At 58.6% G+C, this 18410-nt stretch carries 18 protein-coding genes; 8 read left to right on the top strand and 10 right to left on the bottom strand.

Annotated elements, in window-relative coordinates:
• The first annotated feature begins 115 nt into the window (after positions 1 to 115).
• Complete coding sequence (gene ilvD, locus G486_RS0100660) at positions 116 to 1972, top strand: dihydroxy-acid dehydratase (RefSeq protein WP_027013789.1); 1857 nt, start codon at positions 116 to 118, stop codon at positions 1970 to 1972.
• Between the two features lie 187 nt (positions 1973 to 2159).
• On the opposite strand, the gene bfr is transcribed toward ilvD, so the two are convergent.
• Entirely contained in the window at positions 2160 to 2639 is a 480-nt protein-coding gene (gene bfr, locus G486_RS0100655) for a bacterioferritin (RefSeq protein ID WP_027013788.1), read from the bottom strand.
• Positions 2640 to 2806: 167 nt separating this feature from the next.
• Between bfr and G486_RS23860 the strand changes: the two genes are divergently transcribed.
• Together G486_RS23860 and G486_RS0100645 are read left to right on the top strand one after the other, a co-directional pair.
• Positions 2807 to 3277, top strand: coding sequence for a hypothetical protein (locus tag G486_RS23860; protein WP_156919822.1), 471 nt, complete (start codon positions 2807 to 2809; stop codon positions 3275 to 3277).
• A complete protein-coding gene (locus G486_RS0100645; protein WP_027013787.1) occupies positions 3270 to 3518 on the top strand; it encodes a hypothetical protein in 249 nt (82 codons plus the stop codon). Before G486_RS23860 ends, G486_RS0100645 begins: the two co-directional genes overlap by 8 nt.
• A gap of 107 nt (positions 3519 to 3625) precedes the next feature.
• On the opposite strand, the gene ccoG is transcribed toward G486_RS0100645, so the two are convergent.
• Positions 3626 to 5077 (bottom strand): cytochrome c oxidase accessory protein CcoG, encoded by a 1452-nt coding sequence (gene ccoG, locus G486_RS0100640; protein ID WP_027013786.1) that lies wholly within the window; start codon positions 5075 to 5077, stop codon positions 3626 to 3628.
• Between the two features lie 285 nt (positions 5078 to 5362).
• Complete coding sequence (locus G486_RS0100635) at positions 5363 to 5953, bottom strand: OmpW/AlkL family protein (RefSeq protein ID WP_027013785.1); 591 nt, start codon at positions 5951 to 5953, stop codon at positions 5363 to 5365.
• Between the two features lie 462 nt (positions 5954 to 6415).
• Between G486_RS0100635 and G486_RS0100630 the strand changes: the two genes are divergently transcribed.
• The 5 genes from G486_RS0100630 to G486_RS0100610 all read left to right on the top strand — a co-directional run bounded on the left by G486_RS0100630 (position 6416) and on the right by G486_RS0100610 (position 11100).
• On the top strand, positions 6416 to 7282 hold the full coding sequence (locus tag G486_RS0100630; protein ID WP_027013784.1) for a branched-chain amino acid ABC transporter permease: 867 nt from the start codon (positions 6416 to 6418) through the stop codon (positions 7280 to 7282).
• Entirely contained in the window at positions 7279 to 8271 is a 993-nt protein-coding gene (locus G486_RS0100625; protein WP_027013783.1) for a branched-chain amino acid ABC transporter permease, read from the top strand. The genes G486_RS0100630 and G486_RS0100625 overlap by 4 nt, the downstream gene beginning before the upstream one ends.
• Complete coding sequence (locus G486_RS0100620) at positions 8258 to 9022, top strand: ABC transporter ATP-binding protein (protein WP_027013782.1); 765 nt, start codon at positions 8258 to 8260, stop codon at positions 9020 to 9022. The genes G486_RS0100625 and G486_RS0100620 overlap by 14 nt, the downstream gene beginning before the upstream one ends.
• Positions 9009 to 9716, top strand: coding sequence for an ABC transporter ATP-binding protein (locus tag G486_RS0100615; RefSeq protein ID WP_027013781.1), 708 nt, complete (start codon positions 9009 to 9011; stop codon positions 9714 to 9716). The genes G486_RS0100620 and G486_RS0100615 overlap by 14 nt, the downstream gene beginning before the upstream one ends.
• 217 nt (positions 9717 to 9933) lie before the next feature.
• Positions 9934 to 11100 carry an ABC transporter substrate-binding protein gene (locus G486_RS0100610; protein ID WP_027013780.1) on the top strand — a complete coding sequence of 389 codons (1167 nt, stop codon included), beginning with the start codon at positions 9934 to 9936 and terminating at the stop codon, positions 11098 to 11100.
• 286 nt (positions 11101 to 11386) lie between these two features.
• Here G486_RS0100610 and G486_RS0100605 read toward each other — a convergent pair whose 3' ends face one another.
• From G486_RS0100605 to G486_RS24220, 7 genes are all read right to left on the bottom strand, one after another.
• A complete protein-coding gene (locus G486_RS0100605) occupies positions 11387 to 12496 on the bottom strand; it encodes a type VI secretion system protein TssA (RefSeq protein WP_034386293.1) in 1110 nt (369 codons plus the stop codon).
• Positions 12497 to 12549: 53 nt separating this feature from the next.
• Entirely contained in the window at positions 12550 to 13668 is a 1119-nt protein-coding gene (gene tssG / locus G486_RS0100600) for a type VI secretion system baseplate subunit TssG (protein ID WP_027013778.1), read from the bottom strand.
• Positions 13668 to 15548, bottom strand: a complete 1881-nt coding sequence (tssF, locus tag G486_RS0100595) for a type VI secretion system baseplate subunit TssF (RefSeq protein ID WP_027013777.1) — start codon at positions 15546 to 15548, stop codon at positions 13668 to 13670. Before tssF ends, tssG begins: the two co-directional genes overlap by 1 nt.
• A gap of 26 nt (positions 15549 to 15574) precedes the next feature.
• Positions 15575 to 16141, bottom strand: a complete 567-nt coding sequence (tssE, locus tag G486_RS23295; RefSeq protein WP_084454942.1) for a type VI secretion system baseplate subunit TssE — start codon at positions 16139 to 16141, stop codon at positions 15575 to 15577.
• A complete protein-coding gene (locus G486_RS23290; protein WP_084454940.1) occupies positions 16131 to 17015 on the bottom strand; it encodes a type VI secretion system accessory protein TagJ in 885 nt (294 codons plus the stop codon). The genes tssE and G486_RS23290 overlap by 11 nt, the downstream gene beginning before the upstream one ends.
• A gap of 40 nt (positions 17016 to 17055) precedes the next feature.
• Complete coding sequence (locus tag G486_RS23855) at positions 17056 to 17994, bottom strand: TagK domain-containing protein (RefSeq protein WP_169728562.1); 939 nt, start codon at positions 17992 to 17994, stop codon at positions 17056 to 17058.
• A gap of 115 nt (positions 17995 to 18109) precedes the next feature.
• Positions 18110 to 18376, bottom strand: coding sequence for a hypothetical protein (locus G486_RS24220; RefSeq protein ID WP_169728561.1), 267 nt, complete (start codon positions 18374 to 18376; stop codon positions 18110 to 18112).
• Between the last annotated feature and the right edge of the window lie 34 nt (positions 18377 to 18410).

The raw sequence follows: 18410 nt of genomic DNA, 5'->3' as shown, positions 1-18410 counted from the left end.
GTCAGCCATCGCGGCTGAAGCCGGCCTATACGGACGGGGGCCAGCAGGGTTTGGGGCTCGTGGACCATAATGCCTGTTGAGTTTTTTTCGTCCCCAACGATTGAGTTTCAAGAACATGCCCGCATACCGTTCCAAGACTTCCACCGGCGGCCGCAACATGGCTGGTGCGCGCGCGCTGTGGCGCGCCACAGGCATGAAGGATGGCGACTTCGACAAGCCCATCATCGCCATTGCAAATTCCTTCACCCAGTTCGTGCCCGGCCATGTGCACCTCAAGGATCTAGGCCAGCTCGTGGCCCGCGAGATCGAGGCCGCAGGCGGCGTGGCCAAGGAGTTCAACACCATTGCCGTCGACGACGGCATTGCCATGGGCCACGACGGCATGCTGTATTCGCTGCCCAGCCGCGACATCATCGCCGACTCGGTGGAGTACATGGTCAATGCCCACTGCGCGGACGCGCTGGTGTGCATCTCCAACTGCGACAAGATCACGCCCGGCATGCTCATGGCTGCGATGCGGCTGAACATTCCCGTGATCTTCGTCTCGGGCGGCCCCATGGAGGCCGGCAAGACCAAGCTGGCCAATCCCGAGACCAAGACCATCGAATTCAAGAAGCTGGACCTGGTGGACGCCATGGTGATTGCGGCCGACAGCAATTACAGCGATGAAGAGGTGGCCCAGGTCGAGCGCTCTGCCTGTCCTACCTGCGGCTCCTGCTCGGGCATGTTCACGGCCAACTCCATGAACTGCCTGACCGAGGCCCTGGGCCTGTCCCTGCCCGGCAACGGCACGGTGCTGGCCACGCATGCGGACCGCGAGCAGCTGTTTCTGCGCGCCGGCCGCCGCATCGTGGAGCTGGCGCGCCAGCACTACGAGCAGGACGACGACTCCGTGCTGCCGCGCTCCATGGGCTTCAAGGCCTTCGAGAACGCGATGACGCTGGACATCGCCATGGGCGGCTCGACCAACACCATCCTGCACCTGCTGGCGATTGCGCGCGAGGCCGAGATCGACTTCTCCATGGCCGATATCGACCGCCTCTCGCGCAGCGTGCCCCAGCTGTGCAAGGTCGCGCCCAATACCAACAAATACCACATCGAAGACGTGCACCGCGCCGGCGGCATCTTCGCCATCCTGGGCGAGCTCGCGCGTGCGGGCAAGCTGCACACCGATGTGCCCACCATCCATGCCAAGAGCCTGGGCGAGGCGCTGGCCCAATGGGACATCACGCTGACCCAGGACGAGGCCGTCAAGACCTTCTACCAGGCCGGCCCGGCCGGCATCCCCACCCAGCAGGCCTTCAGCCAGAACACGCGCTGGCCCAGCCTGGATCTGGACCGTGCCGAAGGCTGCATACGCTCCTACGAGCATGCCTTCAGCAAGGAAGGCGGCCTGGCCGTACTGTTCGGCAACATCGCCGCGGACGGCTGCGTGGTCAAGTCGGCCGGCGTGGACGAGTCCATCCTGGTGTTCGAAGGTCCGGCCCATGTGGTGGAGTCGCAGGACGAGGCCGTGGCCAACATCCTGGCCGACAAGGTCAAGGCCGGTGATGTGGTCATCGTGCGCTACGAAGGCCCCAAGGGCGGCCCCGGCATGCAGGAGATGCTCTATCCCACGAGCTACATCAAGTCCAAGGGCCTGGGCAAGGCCTGCGCGCTGCTCACCGATGGACGCTTCTCGGGCGGTACCTCGGGCCTGTCCATAGGCCATTGCTCGCCCGAAGCCGCAGCAGGTGGCGCCATCGGCCTGGTGCGCGACGGCGACCGCATCCGCATCGATATCCCGGGCCGCAGCATCAATGTGCTGGTCAGCGACGAAGAGCTTGCCAGCCGCCGCGCCGAGCAGGATGCCAGGGGCTGGAAGCCCGCCCAGCCGCGACCGCGCAAGGTCTCGGCCGCGCTCAAGGCCTACGCCAAGCTGGTGACCAGTGCCGACAAGGGCGCGGTGCGCGACCTGTCGCAACTGGACTGAAGGCTGAGCCGTTGCCCCTCGCGGGGCAGCGCAAGCCGGGTTAAAGAGAAAATGGCAGGCGCTATGCAGTTAATAGCTGCTAGCGCTCAAAGGCAAAGGGATTGAGGCTTGTAAAGGCCTCAATCCCTTTGTTCATGCGCGCTACCAGCTCCTATAAAAGAAGCTGTTGGCGCAGGCGCCTGGGGCATCAGGGGTTGTTGGCCGGCATCTGGCTTTGCAGATAGTTGGACAGGCCTATTTTCTCGATCAGGCCGATCTGCTTTTCCAGCCAGTAAGCGTGGTCTTCCTCGGTGTCGCGCAATTGGGCAAGAAGCATGTCGCGGCTCACGAAGTCGCTGTGGCGCTCGCACAAGGCCATGGCTTCGCGCAGGGCGGCGCGCACGCTGTATTCGGTCTGCAAGTCCTTGTTCAGCATTTCCTCAACGCTTGCACCGGCTTCGAACTCATGGGGGCGCATATCGGGCTTGCCGCCCAGAAGCAGAATGCGGCGCAGTATGGCATCCGCATGCTGGGTCTCTTCTTCCATCTCATGATTGATGCGCTCGTACAAGCGCATAAAGCCCTGGTCCTCGTACTGGCGCGAGTGGACGAAATACTGATCGCGTGCCGCCAGCTCGCCACGCAGCAACTGGTTGAGGCAGGTAATGACTTCTGGCTGGGACTGCATGATTGTTATTTCCTTCAAAGGCCTAAAGCCCGGATTATGGACTGTATGAGATGTTCTTTATTCTTTCTGGAGTAATTCCCTAATATTTTTCTGGACTATGCAAGCCTGAAATGACCGTGGCTGAATGAAAACCATCAAGCTGTTGTAAATGAACATGATTCTTGTTCTTGGAATCCACTGTAAATATGGGCGTAATATTCCTGGAATATGAGGAATTTGATTATTTCTGGAATTTCGATGCATTGATTATCTTGGGTATTTTGGAAGTGTTTTTATATAATCCGGACGGGCTGTGGAATAAAACAATGAGATGGTGGGTTTGGCAATTTTCTGCAAAAACATGCAGAAATCAGCCGGCCTCTGATCCGATTTTCACGCTTTATAGGCGCCGGTGCCGCAAGAAAATAAGGCGGCGCAGACCTTTTTTCCAGGCTGCCCTGGAGCCGCAGACGGCTCATCTGCCAAGGTTTTTTGAAGCTGTATATGGTCAATATATCGGCGATAGGCAAAATTTTCGGCCATGGGTTATAATTTATAGGCGCCCCTGGATATACAAAAATACAAGCCTGAAATCAGGCGAAATTACATCTCAGGAAATCGGACCCATTGATACGATTAAGGAGCTGAAATTTGATTAATTCCGCCACCGAGGCCCAGCGCCTCCAGATCGCAAACAAGAGCAAGTCTGCATCCATCCACTCGCTGAGCAATCGCAGCCGCGTCAGAAGCTCGGTCAAGGCCTCGCCAACGGCCATCCCCGTCAAGACCGCAGATACCAAGTACACCTACGCCAAGTTCAAGCCGGATCCCGATGGCCCGCTCGTGAATGCGACCATGACCGGCCGTTATCTGGGCCTGGAGCTGGATTACCGCAAGTAACAGGCGCGGGCCAGGCCGGCGCTGCCGTCGGCCCGGTCGAGCTCGGTCTTTGGCAGGTTGGCCCGCCTGCCAGGCCCGTATCGGGCCATACCCCTCCACGCTGCGGCTCAGCGCGGCACCAGAAACGTGGTTTTCGCCTGGGTGCTGAGCCTGTCGTCGCCCACGGCCGTTGCCGTCAAAAACACCGGATGCGAGCCCGGCTCGGCAATCCCGTAAGGGGCTTGCAGGCGCACAACCACCCACCGGTCCTGGGCAGCAGCCACCTCGACCTCGGCCTCGGATGCCACCTGTATGCCGGCCAGGCCCGAGGCCTTGAGCAGATAGCGCTGGTCGCGCTCGGTGGCGTTGCCGATCTGCACGCGATAAATGTTTTCCAGCTGTCCGCCTGCCACGATGCGTGACAGCGTGCCCCGGTCGCGCACCACATCCACCTTGAGCGGTGTGCGCAGGCTCAGGCTGGCAACCATGGCAATCGAGATGGCCAGCAGCGCTGATCCATAGACGATGATGCGCGGCCTGAAGAGGCGCCGTATCAGCTCGTTCTGGCCCCAGCCCTGGAGCAGGCCGTTCTCGGTGGAAAGCCGGATCAGCCCGCGTGGATACTGCATGCGGTCCATGACGCTGTTGCAGGCATCTATGCACAGGCCGCAGCCGATGCACTCGTATTGCAGGCCGTTGCGTATGTCTATGCCCACGGGGCAGACCTGCACGCACAGGCCGCAGTCTATGCAGTCACCAAGGCCCTGGGTTTTGCGGTCCACATTCTTGGGGCGGGCGCCGCGTGCTTCACCGCGCGCCGCGTCATAGGTCACGACCAGGGTGTCCCGGTCGAACATGGCGCTCTGAAAGCGCGCATAAGGGCACATGTGCTTGCAGACCTGCTCGCGCAGAAAGCCTGCGTTGCCGTAGGTGGCCAGTCCGTAGAACAGCACCCAGAAGATCTGCCAGGGGCCGCTGAGGCTCAGCAGCTCGGGCAGCAACGCGCGTATGGGAACGAAGAAGCCCACGAAGGTCACACCCGTCCACAGGGCGACAAGCAGCCACAGCCCGTGCTTGGCGCCGCGCTTGAGCAGCTTCTCTCCGCTCCAGCCGCCGGAATCCAGGCGCAGGCGGGCGCTGCGCTCACCTTCGGTGCGGCGCTCTATCCAGAGAAAGATCTCGGTGTAGACGGACTGAGGGCAGGAAAAGCCGCACCACAGCCGCCCGGCCACGGCCGTGAACAGAAACAGGGCCAGGGCCGAGATGATGAGCAGCACGGCCAGGTAGATGAAGTCCTGGGGGTAGAGCAGCCAGCCGAAGATATAAAAGCGCCGCTGCTCCAGATCGAACAGCAGGGCCTGGCGGCCGTGCATTTGCAGCCAGGGGATGCCGTAGAAGAACAGCTGTGTGAGCCAGACCATGGCCCAGCGCCAGTTCGAGAAGCGCCCGTTGATGGAGCGCGGCTGGATCTTGGCGCTTGATTCGAACAGGGGCTGATAGCCGGGGTCCGGGACTATGGCAATGGTCTTGCGCGGCTTTGCCTGCCGCGCCGGAATTGGATCGTGGTTTTGCTCTGACATGGGGCCTTTGGCCCGGCCCTGTGGAGCGCAGCCTGGGCTGCGCGGCGCCTATCTGCGCCTGTGGCCGGTTGTGCCGGCACTATGCCCAGGCCGGTCCCTCGTGCACAGCAGCAGATGGGGCGATTTCCACCGTATCAGATCCAGGCGGCAGGAGGCTGGGCAGTGAGCAGGGCAAAAAAAGTCCGGTATGCCGCAAGCGACATACCGGATTCAAGTACCCATCCTTGCCTCACTACGCGCTGCCGGATGAAGCAGCGCGCATCTTTCGCGACTGACTCCTGGGAATCAGAAGCGATAGCCCACGCCGACACCCACAAGCACGGGATCAACCTTGAGCTTGCCGATGCCGCCACTGACCGTGGTATCCATGTAAACCTTCTTCACGTCGAAGTTGAGCGACCAGTTCTTGTCCAGCGCATAGTCAAAGCCGACTTGCAGGGCCGGGCCCCAGCTGTTCTTCTTGACCGTGAGGGCGCCATCGAGAATGTTGACACTGGAAAAGCGCGTGTAGTTGATACCTGCGCCCACATAAGGCTTGAAAGCGCCCAGGCCCGTGAAGTGATACTGGGCCAGCAGGGTGGGGGGCAGGTGCTTGAGCGAGCCGATCTTGCCGCCATTCAGGCGCACATCATGCTTTTGCGGATAGGTGAGGATCAGCTCGGCAGCAAAGTTGGGGGTGAAGAAGTAGGAGACATCAACCTCGGGAATCCACTTGTCGTTGATGCTCACGCCGGCACGGCCGGCAGCGCCGCCGTTGTCGCTGTCGATATGCACGGCGCGCAGACGCACCAACCAGGGGCTCTCGGCCTGCTGAGCAAAAGCGGCACCGGAGGTCAAAGCACAAATAGCAGCAACGGCCAGCAGAGTTTTCTTCATGATCTAGATTGTTGGAGTGACCCGGGGGAAATCCCGTACCCCTATTGCAGCAAGCCTGAATATTTCGGAATTTGTCCTAGGACAAACGAATGAGGCCTCTCGCAGGTAAGTCTGGATTGAGTTGCGATTAAACAACGGTTTGCGTTCGCCGCAGCATGCAGACCTGCCGTTTTTCGGCCAGGCAGCTTCCATGGAAACTGTAGCGATTCATCTGGATCTTTGACGCTCGAGCTGCAACTGTCATCTAGGTTACTGAAAAAGCAGGTTTCGTCTTGGGGTTTTCATGGTGCATTCCACCATGCAGAACATCCAGGTTGTGGCTCCCAGACCCCGCTCCTAAGCTGACTTCATAGACAAGACCTATCAAAAAGGTCTTTGGGAACAACGCAAAGGAGATCCGGAATGAGGTTTCGAACCACGACCGTGCGACGCTGCGCCAGGCTGCGCCGAGGGAGGCGGTGAATGGACGCTTTCTTGCAGCAAGTGCTCAACGGCCTGACCCTGGGTGGCATCTACGGGCTGGTGGCCCTGGGGCTGACCCTGGTCTATGGCATCTTGCACGTGCCCAATTTCGCGCACGGCGGCTTTTACATGATCGGTGCCTTCGTGGCTCTGCATGCCATGGTGGCCTGGAGCTGGGGCTACTGGGCAGCCATGCTGATGGCGGCCGTCACCGTGGCCTTGCTGGGTCTGCTCAGCGAGCGCCTGGTGTTCAATCCGCTGCGCAATGCTTCGCCGTTGCATCCCAAGATCGCCTCCATCGGTCTGCTGTTGTTCCTGGAAGCCGGCGCCCAGGTGCTGTGGGGCGCGGACTTCCAGCGCATGCCCACGCCGTTCACCAGCATCGTCGAGATGGGCGGCATCACCGTGCCTGCGCAGCGCCTGCTGATCATCGTTGCGGCCTTTGCGCTGATGGTGGCGCTGCACCTGTTCCTGACGCGCACGACCACAGGCTCGACCATCATCGCCATGGCGCAGAACCGCGAGGGCGCATCCATGGTGGGCATCGATGCCAACCGCGTGGCCATGATGACGTTTGCCATCTCCGGTGCCCTGGCGGCCGTGGCGGCGACGCTGTATGCGCCCATCAACCTGGTCTATCCGGCCATGGGCCATCTGGTCATCACCAAGGCCTTTGTGATCATCATCCTGGGCGGCATGGGCAGCATTCCCGGCGCCGTGGCCGGGGGGCTGATCCTGGGCTTTGCCGAGAGCTTTGGTGCCTACTACCTCTCCACCGACTACAAGGACATCATTGCCTTTGTGCTGCTGGTGGTGATTCTGTCCCTGCGCCCTCAGGGCCTGTTTGCACCCAGGGGGCGCGCATGAAGAGCTTTATCGACAGCAAACTGGCCTGGGCATTGCTGCTGGCCGCCGGCATCGCCTTCCCCTGGTTCGCCGGCAACGACTACCACCTCACCGTGATGAGCACGGCCTATATCGTTGCCATTGCCACGCTGGGGCTGAACCTGATCACGGGCTATACCGGCCAGCTGAATCTGGCCCATGCCGGCTTCATGGCCGTGGGAGCCTACACCGTGGGCATTCTCACCGTGGACCACGGCTGGACCTTCTGGGCCGGCCTGGCCATGTCCGGCGTGGTCTGCGTGGTGCTGGGCTATGTGATCGGCATCATCTCGCTGCGCCTCAAGGGCCACTACTTCTCGATCTTCACGCTGTGCGTGGGCTACATCATGTTTTTGCTGATCGAGAAATGGGAAGACCTGACCCACGGCACCGTGGGCATCATGGGCATTCCCGAGCCCGAGGCCATTGGTGCGCTGAGCTTCGATACACCGCTGCGCATGTACTACTTCGTGCTGTTCTTCCTGGTGGTGCTGGTGTGGGTGATGCGCCGCATCGTCAAGTCGCTGCTGGGCCGCACCTTCATCGCCATTCGCAACAGTGATGAGCTGGCCGAGGCCCTGGGCATCAATTTGATGCGCAACAAGGTACTGGCCTTCATGCTCAGCGTGTTCTACGCCGGCATTGCGGGCGGTCTGTACGCGGGCTTTGTGCGCTTCATCGGCCCCGATATGGCCGGTGTGCACCACACCTTCGACATGATGATTTTTGCCATGGTCGGCGGCATGGGCACGGTGTTCGGCCCGCTCCTGGGCGCCATCGGCATGCCCTGGATCACACAGTACCTGCAGTTCCTGCAGGAGTACCGCTTCATCGTCTTCGGCCCCATCCTGGTGATGCTGGTGATCTTCATGCCCTATGGCGTGGTGGGCAGCTTCACCGCCTGGCGTGCACGCCGGGCCGCCAAACAGGCCAAAGCGGACCAGAAGGGAGCACGCCATGCTGAAAATTGAGCAACTGACCAAAAAGTTCGGTGGTTTGGCGGCGGTGAACAAGGTCAGCACCACCATCGAGGCCGGCAAGGTCAACGCCATCATCGGCCCCAACGGGGCGGGCAAGACGACGTTCTTCAACCTCATCAGCTCCACCCACCAACCCACCAGCGGCACCATCACCTTCAATGGGCAGGACGTGACTTCACGGCGCCCCGACCAGGTGGCCAGGCTGGGCATTGCCCGCACCTTCCAGACCACGGCGCTGTTCGACCGTGCCACGGTGCTGGACAACCTCATCGTGGGCCACCGCCTGCGCACACAGTCCGGTCTGTGGGATGTGCTGCGCGGCTCCAGCCGGTTGCGCGAGGAGGAGCGCGTGTGCCGCGAAAAGGCCCGCGACGCCCTGGATTTTGTCGGCCTCTCCCACATCGCACAACGCGTGGCGGGCGACATCTCGCAGGAGGAGCGCAAGCGCGTGGCCTTTGCGCTGGCCCTGGCCACCAACCCCAAGCTGATGCTGCTGGACGAACCCGCCGGCGGCGTGAACCCGGAGGAGACCGAGGGCCTGGCCGAGCTGATCCGCAAGCTGGTGCGCCACGGCATCACGGTGGCGCTGATCGAACACAAGATGGGCATGATCATGAGTCTGGCCGACAAGATTCTGGTGCTGAGCTATGGCGAAAAAATCGCCGAAGGCACACCCGAGGAAGTGCGCCGCAACCCGGCCGTGATCGATGCCTACCTGGGGAGCGAGCATGCTGAAATTTGAGAACCTGTCGCTGAAATACGGCAGCTTTCTGGCGCTGGACCAGGTCAATCTGCACGCCGATCAGGGCGAGCTGGTGGTGCTGCTGGGGGCCAATGGCGCGGGCAAGAGCTCGATGTTTCTGACGGCCAGCGGCATCCACAAGGCCACAGCTGGCTCCATCACCTGGCAAGGCCAGGAGTTGTTGGGCAAAAAGCCCTCGGCCATCGTGCAGTCCGGTCTGGTGCAATGCCCCGAGGGCCGCAAGCTGTTTGCACAGATGAGCGTGCGCAAAAACCTGGAGCTGGGCGCCTATGTGCACCGCAGCGACCCGGGGCCCAGCCAGAAGACGCTGGAAGAGGTGTTCACCCTGTTCCCGATTCTGCGCGACAAGCAGCACGACCCTGCCGGTTCGCTCTCGGGTGGCCAGCAGCAGATGGTGGCCATTGGCCGCGCCATGATGGGCCGGCCCAAGGTGCTGCTGCTCGATGAGCCCTCGCTGGGATTGGCGCCGCTGGTGATCAAACAGATGTTCGAGGTCATCCAACGCATCAACCAGGCGGGCACCACGGTGCTGCTGGCCGAACAGAACGCCTATGCGGCGCTGAAGATCGCCCACCGTGCCTATGTGCTGGAGAGCGGCCGCATTGTGCGCGAAGGTCTGCCGGCCGAGCTGCTGGCGGATGACTTTATTCGCAAGGCTTACATCGGCGCATAAATATGAAGCACCCCCTGAGGCGCTGCGCGCCTTCCCCCTCTCTTCGCGCTGCGCGCGGGAGGGGGACGACACCGGCGCTGCGGGGCGGCCCTTGCGCGGTGTCCTGGCGGAGGGGGCCTCGGTATGCGGCACAGGGCTGCGCGGCACCCTGAGGGTGCGTGCCTTGTCCGGTGTCGTGCGTTTTTTGTGCATTCCTATATCAACCAAGGAGACAACCATGCATGCTTTTTCTCGATTCAACCGCCGCCAGCTGACGAAGCTGGCCCTGGCCTGTGCGGCCCTGGCCGCTGGCCCTGCCATGGCCCAGGAGGTGGTCAAGATCGGCTACTCCGGCCCCATGTCGGGCGGCGCGGCGCAGTATGGCAAGAACGTGCTGGACGGCATGCAGATGGCCGTGGGCGAGATCAATGCCGCCGGACCCGAGATCGCCGGCAAGAAGGTCAAGCTCGAGATCGTGGCGCTGGATGACAAGTACAACCCGTCCGAGACGGCCATCAACGCCCAGCGTCTGGTGCAGCAGCACAAGACACCCGCGATCCTGGTGCCGCACTCGGGCGGCATCTTCGCGCTGCAGACCACCAACGAGCGCAGCGGCTTCATCGTGCTGGCCTACAGCTCGGTGCCCCAGATCACGAACCGCGGCAACAAGCTGTCGCTGCGCATTCCGCCCGAGTTCACTGGCTATATCGAGCCCTTCTCCAAGTACGTGATGGAGCGCTTTGGCAAGAAGGTGGCTCTGGTCGGTGCCGACCATGACTACGCCAAGGCCTGGGTCGCAGCCTTCAAGCCGGGCTGGGAAAAGCTGGGTGGCACCGTGGTGGCCGAAAACCCCATGAGCTACAACCGCGCCACCGACTTCTACAGCGGCGTGAGCAAGGCGCTGGCAGACAAGCCCGATGTGCTTTTCGTGGGTGGCGCTTCCGAGCCCACGGCCCTGGTGGTCAAGCAGGCACGCGAGCTGGGCTTCAAGGGCGGCTTCATCATCATGGACCAGGCCAAGCTCGACGAGATGGCCCGCGTTCTGGGTGGCGACTACAAGATGCTGGAAGGTGCGATCGGCGTGATGCCGGTCTCCGAGGACCCTCTGCCCGAATCCCAGGAATTCATCAAGCGCTTCGACAAGATCTACCCTGGCCGTATTCCCGGCTCGGAAGCACTGTGGAACTACACGGCCGTGCACGCCACCTTCAAGGCCATGCAACTGGCGGGCACGGGCAGCGATGCCAAGGCCATCCATGCCAAGCTGAGCGAGGCCTACAAGGCACTGCCTGCGGCCTTGAACCCCAACCACATCACCGGCGTGGATGAGCGCGGCGGCACGATTACCGTGGTGCGCGGCGCCGGCGTGCGCAATGGCAAGGTGGAGGCCGTCAAGACCCAGTGAGGCCACAGCCCGAACCGGTGGTTCGGGCATGCTATTTAGAAAAGAGCTGCTAGCGCACGGTCCATATGGATTTCAGATGGTTTTTTATCTGAAATCCATACAGGGAAAGCGCTAGCAGCTCTTTTTTTGCGAGCGATCATCAGCGCAGGTCTTGTGTTTGAGGCGGGCCTCATCGCCGCCGCCTTTGCCGGAAACCGCTCAGAGCGTGTTCAAGATCTCCTCGCGGCGCGCCTGCGTAGAGATTGTGAACACGCTCTCAGGTGTGGGCCCGGGAGGCATCACTTCGTCATTCCTTGTCCCATTGCTGCAGCAGCTCCAGGGGGACCATTTGCGCCACCTCCGCATAGCGCTTGCCCACCATGCGCTGGGCCTGCTTGAGCATGATGGCGACGGGCGAGCTGGGCTCGTTCTCCTCATACCACTGGCGCGCTTGAGCGATCACGTTCTTGACGTATTCGCGTTGATCGCGAATGCTGCCCGCCGGCGCCATGAGGGCGGCAGGCATGGGACTGAAGCCAGGGCCGCCGAGATGCTGCAGGTCGGCAGGGGGCGAAGCCAGCTGGGGCGCGAAAGAGGGCTCCTGATCGGCCGGCAAGTGAACGTCGCTGACATCGGGCAGTATGGTGCGGCCCGGTGCATGCGGACTGCTGCGTGTGCCGTTGGCATTGCTGGGGCGCTGTGCGTATTCCTGCAGGATCTGCGGATAGGGCGCGAGTATCTTGTGCAGAACCTCCAGGCTGGGCGCGTCGTTGCCCAGGTGGCTGGCACTCCATTCCTCGATGGCGGCAGCACTCGCGCACAGTGATTCGAGGGCGAGCTTGCGTGCCGGATCCTGGTCGAACAAATCAAACAGCTGCAGGCGCACGGACTCGGGCGTCAAGGCATCGTGCGGGCGAGGAACCGCATAGGCCTGCTCCACATCGCGCATGCTCAGGCGCAAGGCGGTGCTCGAGGACAGCACGAGCTCACGCAGATCCTTGGCAAAGCCCTGCGGATCGGCAATGGAGGCCAGCGCATTGGCCTGTATCAGCGGGTCGCTGACGCCATCGATCACGCGCTGCGGATGTATGGCGTTTGGCCACAGCTCAAGCAGCCCCGCCAGAATGCCAACCTGCTCGGCCACGCCTTCCAAGCGGTTGAGGTGCGCGCGGCAGCGGCACAGGGTGACGAGCAGATGGATATCGCGGCTTTTGCCCAGGAGGGCGCGGCTTCGGGCTTCGACATCTTTCCAGTCCGGCCCTTGGGCGGGGGCGATAAAGCTGCCGTACTGCACCTCGGCTTTGGGCTGCAGCGCGATCTGCAACTGGTCATAGTCGGGGTCGTACTCGAGATAAGGTCCGCACGGCATGTCATCTTGCAAGGGACTGCTCCATTCGGGAGGCAGCTTGGCAGCCATGCTTTTGGTCTGGCTTTCAAGACCAAAAGTCTGTGCCAGTTTGCGAAAGATTTTCATTGGAGATGTGTTTTCTTGGAGATGCCTTGATCCAGTCTCAGCGATTGCACATAACTCTCGGGCTCAAAAATCATGCCGGTGATTTCATGCAGGCTTTGATGCTGGGTGGGATCACCGAGCCAGGAGGTCCAGCCCAGCTTGTCGCTGCCGCCTAGCACCGAGGTCGGGGCTTCGTTTGAATCCACCACCAGCTCCACCTCCCAGGCGTATTCATAGCCGACAAAGGCACGTACCCATTCGATGAGTGCCGGCAGATCTCGGCCTGCCTGGCTGTTCGTTTCGTTTTCCAGGCTTTGCGGCGTAAAGCGCATGTACTGGGCAAGATTCAAAGGCCCAAGGACCAGGCGAAAACGTGTTTGCCTATCGGGCATCATCTCGCCTGCAATGGCTCCTTCTCCCAGCAGGGAGGACATTCTGGGAACACCCAGCTCGGTGTAATCGTGCTGATCGAGTGCAATCCAGTGGAACTGGAACTCCTGCAGTGCCACGGGAATGCCAAAGTAATGCTGCAAGGTATGCACCAGCCCTTCGGGGTTGCGTGCCTCGCGTACCCGGTGCGCGACCGAGGCCCAGCGTGCATGTCGCGGAAGACGGTGCTCGGAAGTCTGCTCGACCTCATCGCCTCCGAGGCGGGCGATATAGTCGGAAAAGCCTTCGGCATCGGGGTTGTCCAGGCCGGCGGTCGACTGGCTCTGGGCCCAGGCCCGGTAGAAGTGCGTAAAGTAGCGATGGTGGAACATGTCCAGAAAATCCATGAGTGTCGTGTCATGAATGCTGGATTCCACGCGCTCGCGTACTTGTTCGGTGTAGTGCAAGGGCAAGGGGCCGTTGGGCCCGAGCATGCCCAGGCTGAACAGGCGGAGCACCAGCTTGTCCGCATGCTCGCTGACCTCGGCGATCTCCCTGGGGGCAAAGGCCAGGCTCGGATGCTGTCCTAGGCGAAAGCTCTCTTGCGCCGGCCGCTGGGCTTCGCCTATGGGGATGCGCTTGGGGTTGTTGGTGGCGGCAATATGGCGCATCAGGCCCAGAAAGCTGTATTCCCATGGCTTTTGCTGGGCGCGCTGCACAAGGCTTGACCAGGGAGCAGCGGCCGGGCTTGTGTTTTTCTCATCCATCAGACGACTCCCCGGCCGCCCATGCGTACCGGCCATTTGGCGATCTCTCCACGCTGCATGCTGTGCAGGTTGGTCTGGGTGAAAACGTTGATGGCCACATGGCGTGAGAGAAACTGCTCCAGCACCAGGCCCATGAGATAAGGGCTGATGCCGGAGAAGCCGGTTTCATCCACCGTGAGCTTGCATTCGATGCCGCGCCCATAGATCAAGGGTCCGGCATGGGGAAGGCGCCGGGTCACGGGCGTGATCTGCGAGCCGATAAGGCCTTGAATCTGCCGCAAGGCAACGACATCTTCGCTGGTGATGAACAGGCGCAACATATCGCGCAAGGCCTGGGCACCTTCGCGGTGCGGCATGTCGGCCAGCGGCAAATGGTTGAAGCCCAGCAGGCGGATCAGGCGCCAGGCCTGCTCGCGCTCGGCAAATGGCGGCTTGGGCGCGCTGGGCGGCCGGATCAAGCCGATGCTGCGCACGGGCAGCGAGTCCGAACTGCTGAGGTCGGAGACGCCATTGCGCGGCACCAGTCGAGGAAGGTCGCGATTCGTCAACCAGGCCTGCACGGACAGATAACGCAGACTCTCCGGGTAGGGAGCTTCGTTTTGGTCAACCAAGCTGACAAAGACCTCGGTCCCCGTATAAGGCGTGCGCGTGCCGTATTTGCGTGCGGAATCGGATTGCAGCCTGGCTTCGCGGCGCAGAGAGAAATAGCGCCCGTAATTGCCCTCGTCGTAATGCAAGGTTTGATAGAGCGGGCGAAAGATCAGGGATTCACGGCCACCTTGCTGCTGGCCGTGAATCTCCGACACATTGAACACTTCAAAGTCCAGCGGACGCGTGCGATCCGGAACCAGGTGCAGCTCTGTTTCTGCTGACTTGACCTCGATGCGATCGGTGCGCCTGGGAAACAGGTTGATGATCGGCGTGCAAAACAGGGCAAATTGCTTTGCATCGACCAGGCCCTGTAGTGTGGATGAAGCGCGTGAGAGCAGAACCACGATCTCGGCTTCCTGGCCTTGGATGCGGCGAAGGCCTTGAGCCAGATGTTGCAGGCGCAAGAAATAAAATCGCTGTGGGCAGGAGAAATATTCATGCAGCAGGTTATGGCCGTGAAAACTGTTCCAGCTCAGCGGGAGCAAGCCTTCATCAATTCCCATGCCTATATGGCTTAAGGCATCTTGATTGACTACATGCGGGTTATTTGTCATATGGCCCGGCGCAGCCGTGAAGGAGGCCAGCGCCGAGGTGTGCAATAACTCGAATAAATGAGATGCTATTTTCTCATCCCCGCATAGATAGACAGGTAAATCATCCAGGCCTTGCAAGTCGGAGAAATTCATCTCTCCCGTGACTCTCAAGCGCAAACGTAGGCTGCCTGCGGGTTGTACATGGGCGGGCAGGTAGCGATTCAAGGCCGGAATATCGGCAGGAATTCCGCTGAGTCGTGCATCCGTTATCTCCAAAGGCCACAACCTCACCGGCTGGCCGCTGCGAAACTCGCAGGCCGTTTCCTCACCCTGGGGAATCTTTGCAAAAAAACGTGAATCCTTCGGGACAAGAAAGCCTTTGCTCAGATCCCCTTCGGTTGCACTGGGGTGCAACTGGGCCACGGCCATGGAAGGTGTCGGGCTGACGTAGTTCGGATATGTGACTTCCAGCAGGCGCTGGCTAAATCGCGGAAATTCCGCATCGAGCTTGATGCGCATGCGTGCCGACAAATAGCAAAACGATTCAACCAGCCGTTCTACGTAGGGATCTGCTATCTCTACATCATGCATGCCCAGGCGGCGCGCAACTTTGGGATGTTGCTGTGCAAATTCCGCTGCGCTTTCTCGCATGTAAACCAGCTCTTCATTGTAATAATCTAGCAAGCGAGGATTCATGATGTTATTTATATGAAAGTAATGGATTAATTGACCAGATCAAGCATGACATGGCTTGTTTCAAGATCCACATTGCTCTGCACTATAAAATCCATGGGGTAAGGTTGTATATGAACTTTCCCGGATATTTCAAAGCTCAATATATTGTATGAATGGCTGTCTTTTTTTAAAATATGACGTATTGAGAGGCTTGATTTAAATAGCCGGGGCTCAAAATTGATGATTGCTCTGCGAATTATTTTCTCAACATGGAGAAAGTGCTTCTCCAGCATATGAATACCCGCCAAAGGTGAAATTCCATAGTTGACGCTGGAATTGATGACATGCTCAAGTCCGGAATTTTTTATTTGATCTTCGATATTGCTGGTATTGAGCAGGTTCATGAGATCTCTCAATATTATCTGGCGCAACTGCTGGCGGGTTACCGCATATGCTTTGGCTGCTTCAGTGTGCTGTGACGGCTCATCGTCACATAAGCGATCGAACAAGGTCGGTAAAAAATGCGCTTGAGGCTGGCGCGGACCTGCATATCCATCTTGCGAGCGCAGCTTGCGATGCGAAGGGTGTATATCGGCAATTAGGCTATCCGGCATGCTCTGGCCCCGAAGTTATATCCGAATTATCTATTGAGCTGGTAAGTGATTTACTTTCGAATAGGGAGAATTCACCTGCATCACTGATCCAGGTTTTTTGGCCAATGCCACATACAGCTGTCTCCGATGTTTCATGCCATAGCGTTTTTCGTCCCAATAAAAGAGAGAGGCGCATGGTTTCCGGATAAATATCCTTCTGCATATAGGAAAGTGTTCCTGGATAGCGCACAGGAATGAATGCGGAAAATGGTTTGTCAATGACTGTATTGGGCTTTAACGTGATTTGTACTGGAATCCACATCAGATCCAGCAACGTTGCTGGAGGTTCTACCTCCAGGCTTTCTATATCTGCCAGCGGGAGCCAGCGATAACTGCCCGAGACGATGAGCTCACATACCGGACCGAGGCGGCTGTCTGAGTCCGCCAGCCAGGTGCATAGGCCTGCCGGCGTTTGGCCCTGCCAGGTGGGAGCTTGCTCTAAGGCGACTAATCGCAATGCATCCGCCTGTTTTGTGTTTCCCTGAGCCTGGAGTTGCAAGGCTGCAGCCAGTTGCTCTGTCCAGGGAGCCCAGGGTAGAAGCTGTTCAGCAGTTCGCTGGCCGGCAAAGATGCTTTCGCGTTGCTGTTGCGCTCGAATAAGCGCGCGCATTGCATGGGCGCTCTGAACCAAGCTGGGTTGCTGTTTGGCTGTGGCCTGAGCCAGTTTCAGCGCGCGCGGCCAGCTTTCCTGCAGGCAAGCCCATTGGGCGAGTGTCCAGCGTCTGCCCGCATCCTCAGGGAAGTCGCGAACCTGCGCCTCCAGCAGTCGTTGGGCGTCGGCCAAGGTCTGAGCTTTGTTCAGCAGGCTAGATAAGTGACCAATGGGCTGGCTCATAGGAACTCCAAATAAAGAACGCGGATGGAATCTCTCGAGATTAGCGGTCTTGCTTGTCTTTTTTCACACCTGTATGCAAATCCATCAAACCTCCGACAACGGCGCTGTGATGCTCACGTTGATTGAGAATGGGAAGATTTTTGAAGCGTGTAGAAGCTGACTTGCCAAGCTCAGGAGAGAGTAAATCTGTGAGGGGATCATCTTGAGAAAAATCATTAGTACTGCTTTGATTTTTTAAGTGATCTGGTGCAAAAAGCAGCATGACATTCGATTTTGTGTCAGGCCTTAGAATTTCATAATCGTCAAGGCTCTCAAGCTCTCCTGTTAATTCTTGCTTGGTTTGATCGATCTGAAGCAGTTCATGCAGGCTTTCGTAATGACTCGCTTGGCGTGTCAAATCCTGTAAGGATTGACCATTATCCTTGATTGCTTGTCTGTGAACAAAGAATTCGCTTTGAGATGCTAGCCGGCGAGGGTCTTGCAGTACATCCATGTACTCGCGATGCAAGCTGCTAATGATATTTTCTTCAATATCAATGTTTTCAGATGAACAGGTTTCTTCTGATTTTTCTGTATTTTCTGAAACAGTTTGATTATTGGGTTTTGATTTTTCTGAAAAATCGATGGAAGACGACTCAATTTTTTCTATATTGATGTTTGATATAGACCGGACTGTACTTGCATCGGACAAGGCCAGCTCAAGATCTGCTAAATCAAAAGAGGAAATTATTCTATTGTCGGCTGGTTCTGAGGAGGATAGGGATAATTTATGAGGCGTAGCATTGTTGTTTTCGAATAATTCAGGACTGATGGCGTTTGCCTTGTTGGTAGCGTCAATTTTTCTTATTTCTGATTTTTTTCCCATCTCCATGATGAAAATAAGACTTCCTACCTGGATCCTATCTGCATCAGTGAGCTTTTGACGATTGTTCGGTCCCAAAAGTACTCCATTAACCGCACAGGTCAATGTTTCTTGCATATTCAAGATCCAGCAATATTCTTTCTCACTGGTATTTTCTTCTGGGATGAAAATCCATTGTATGAATTGAAGGCACTCAGTATTCTGAAAAGATATTTTTTTTTGCTTGAAAAAATCAGAAGAAAGAAAGTAATCGAGTGCTGCTCCATTGGATGGTATTCCCCATAGGAAATCCATTGGCTTGCCATTGTGCTGAATAAGGCGAAAAGACGAGGAGGATTTTGACAATTTCAAGGTTCTTCAATGGCAGGGTTGGAATTGCTTGATATTCCGAGTACTTCTCTGTACTGCAGGCGGTGTGCCCGAGCTTAGCAATGTGTTGCTTTCGAGTGGCGGCGTCAATCGGTGCAATGTCAAAGTGTGTTGCAAATTGATAAATCATGACCGCTGGTCCGAAAATGAGTGGAGCAAGGCTT

This window comes from Comamonas composti DSM 21721 (assembly GCF_000429845.1).
GTDB classification, from domain to species: domain Bacteria; phylum Pseudomonadota; class Gammaproteobacteria; order Burkholderiales; family Burkholderiaceae_C; genus Comamonas; species Comamonas composti.
The sequence above is the reverse complement of the archived record's forward strand: the minus strand, read 5'-3'. Positions and strand labels throughout refer to the sequence as shown.

Bases quoted from the DNA above. Each gene is read 5' to 3' on its own strand.
- G486_RS23855 (WP_169728562.1), bottom strand. From the start codon at position 17,994: ATGCAAGAAACATTGACCTGTGCGGTTAATGGAGTACTTTTGGGACCG.
- bfr (WP_027013788.1), bottom strand. From the start codon at position 2,639: ATGCAGTCCCAGCCAGAAGTCATTACCTGCCTCAACCAGTTGCTGCGT.
- tssG (WP_027013778.1), bottom strand. From the start codon at position 13,668: ATGGATGAGAAAAACACAAGCCCGGCCGCTGCTCCCTGGTCAAGCCTT.
- ccoG (WP_027013786.1), bottom strand. From the start codon at position 5,077: ATGTCAGAGCAAAACCACGATCCAATTCCGGCGCGGCAGGCAAAGCCG.
- G486_RS0100625 (WP_027013783.1), top strand. From the start codon at position 7,279: ATGAAGAGCTTTATCGACAGCAAACTGGCCTGGGCATTGCTGCTGGCC.
- tssF (WP_027013777.1), bottom strand. From the start codon at position 15,548: ATGAATCCTCGCTTGCTAGATTATTACAATGAAGAGCTGGTTTACATG.
- G486_RS0100620 (WP_027013782.1), top strand. From the start codon at position 8,258: ATGCTGAAAATTGAGCAACTGACCAAAAAGTTCGGTGGTTTGGCGGCG.
- ilvD (WP_027013789.1), top strand. From the start codon at position 116: ATGCCCGCATACCGTTCCAAGACTTCCACCGGCGGCCGCAACATGGCT.
- G486_RS0100630 (WP_027013784.1), top strand. From the start codon at position 6,416: ATGGACGCTTTCTTGCAGCAAGTGCTCAACGGCCTGACCCTGGGTGGC.
- G486_RS24220 (WP_169728561.1), bottom strand. From the start codon at position 18,376: ATGATTTATCAATTTGCAACACACTTTGACATTGCACCGATTGACGCC.
- G486_RS0100635 (WP_027013785.1), bottom strand. From the start codon at position 5,953: ATGAAGAAAACTCTGCTGGCCGTTGCTGCTATTTGTGCTTTGACCTCC.
- G486_RS0100610 (WP_027013780.1), top strand. From the start codon at position 9,934: ATGCATGCTTTTTCTCGATTCAACCGCCGCCAGCTGACGAAGCTGGCC.
- G486_RS0100615 (WP_027013781.1), top strand. From the start codon at position 9,009: ATGCTGAAATTTGAGAACCTGTCGCTGAAATACGGCAGCTTTCTGGCG.
- G486_RS0100605 (WP_034386293.1), bottom strand. From the start codon at position 12,496: ATGGCTGCCAAGCTGCCTCCCGAATGGAGCAGTCCCTTGCAAGATGAC.
- tssE (WP_084454942.1), bottom strand. From the start codon at position 16,141: ATGCCGGATAGCCTAATTGCCGATATACACCCTTCGCATCGCAAGCTG.
- G486_RS23290 (WP_084454940.1), bottom strand. From the start codon at position 17,015: ATGAGCCAGCCCATTGGTCACTTATCTAGCCTGCTGAACAAAGCTCAG.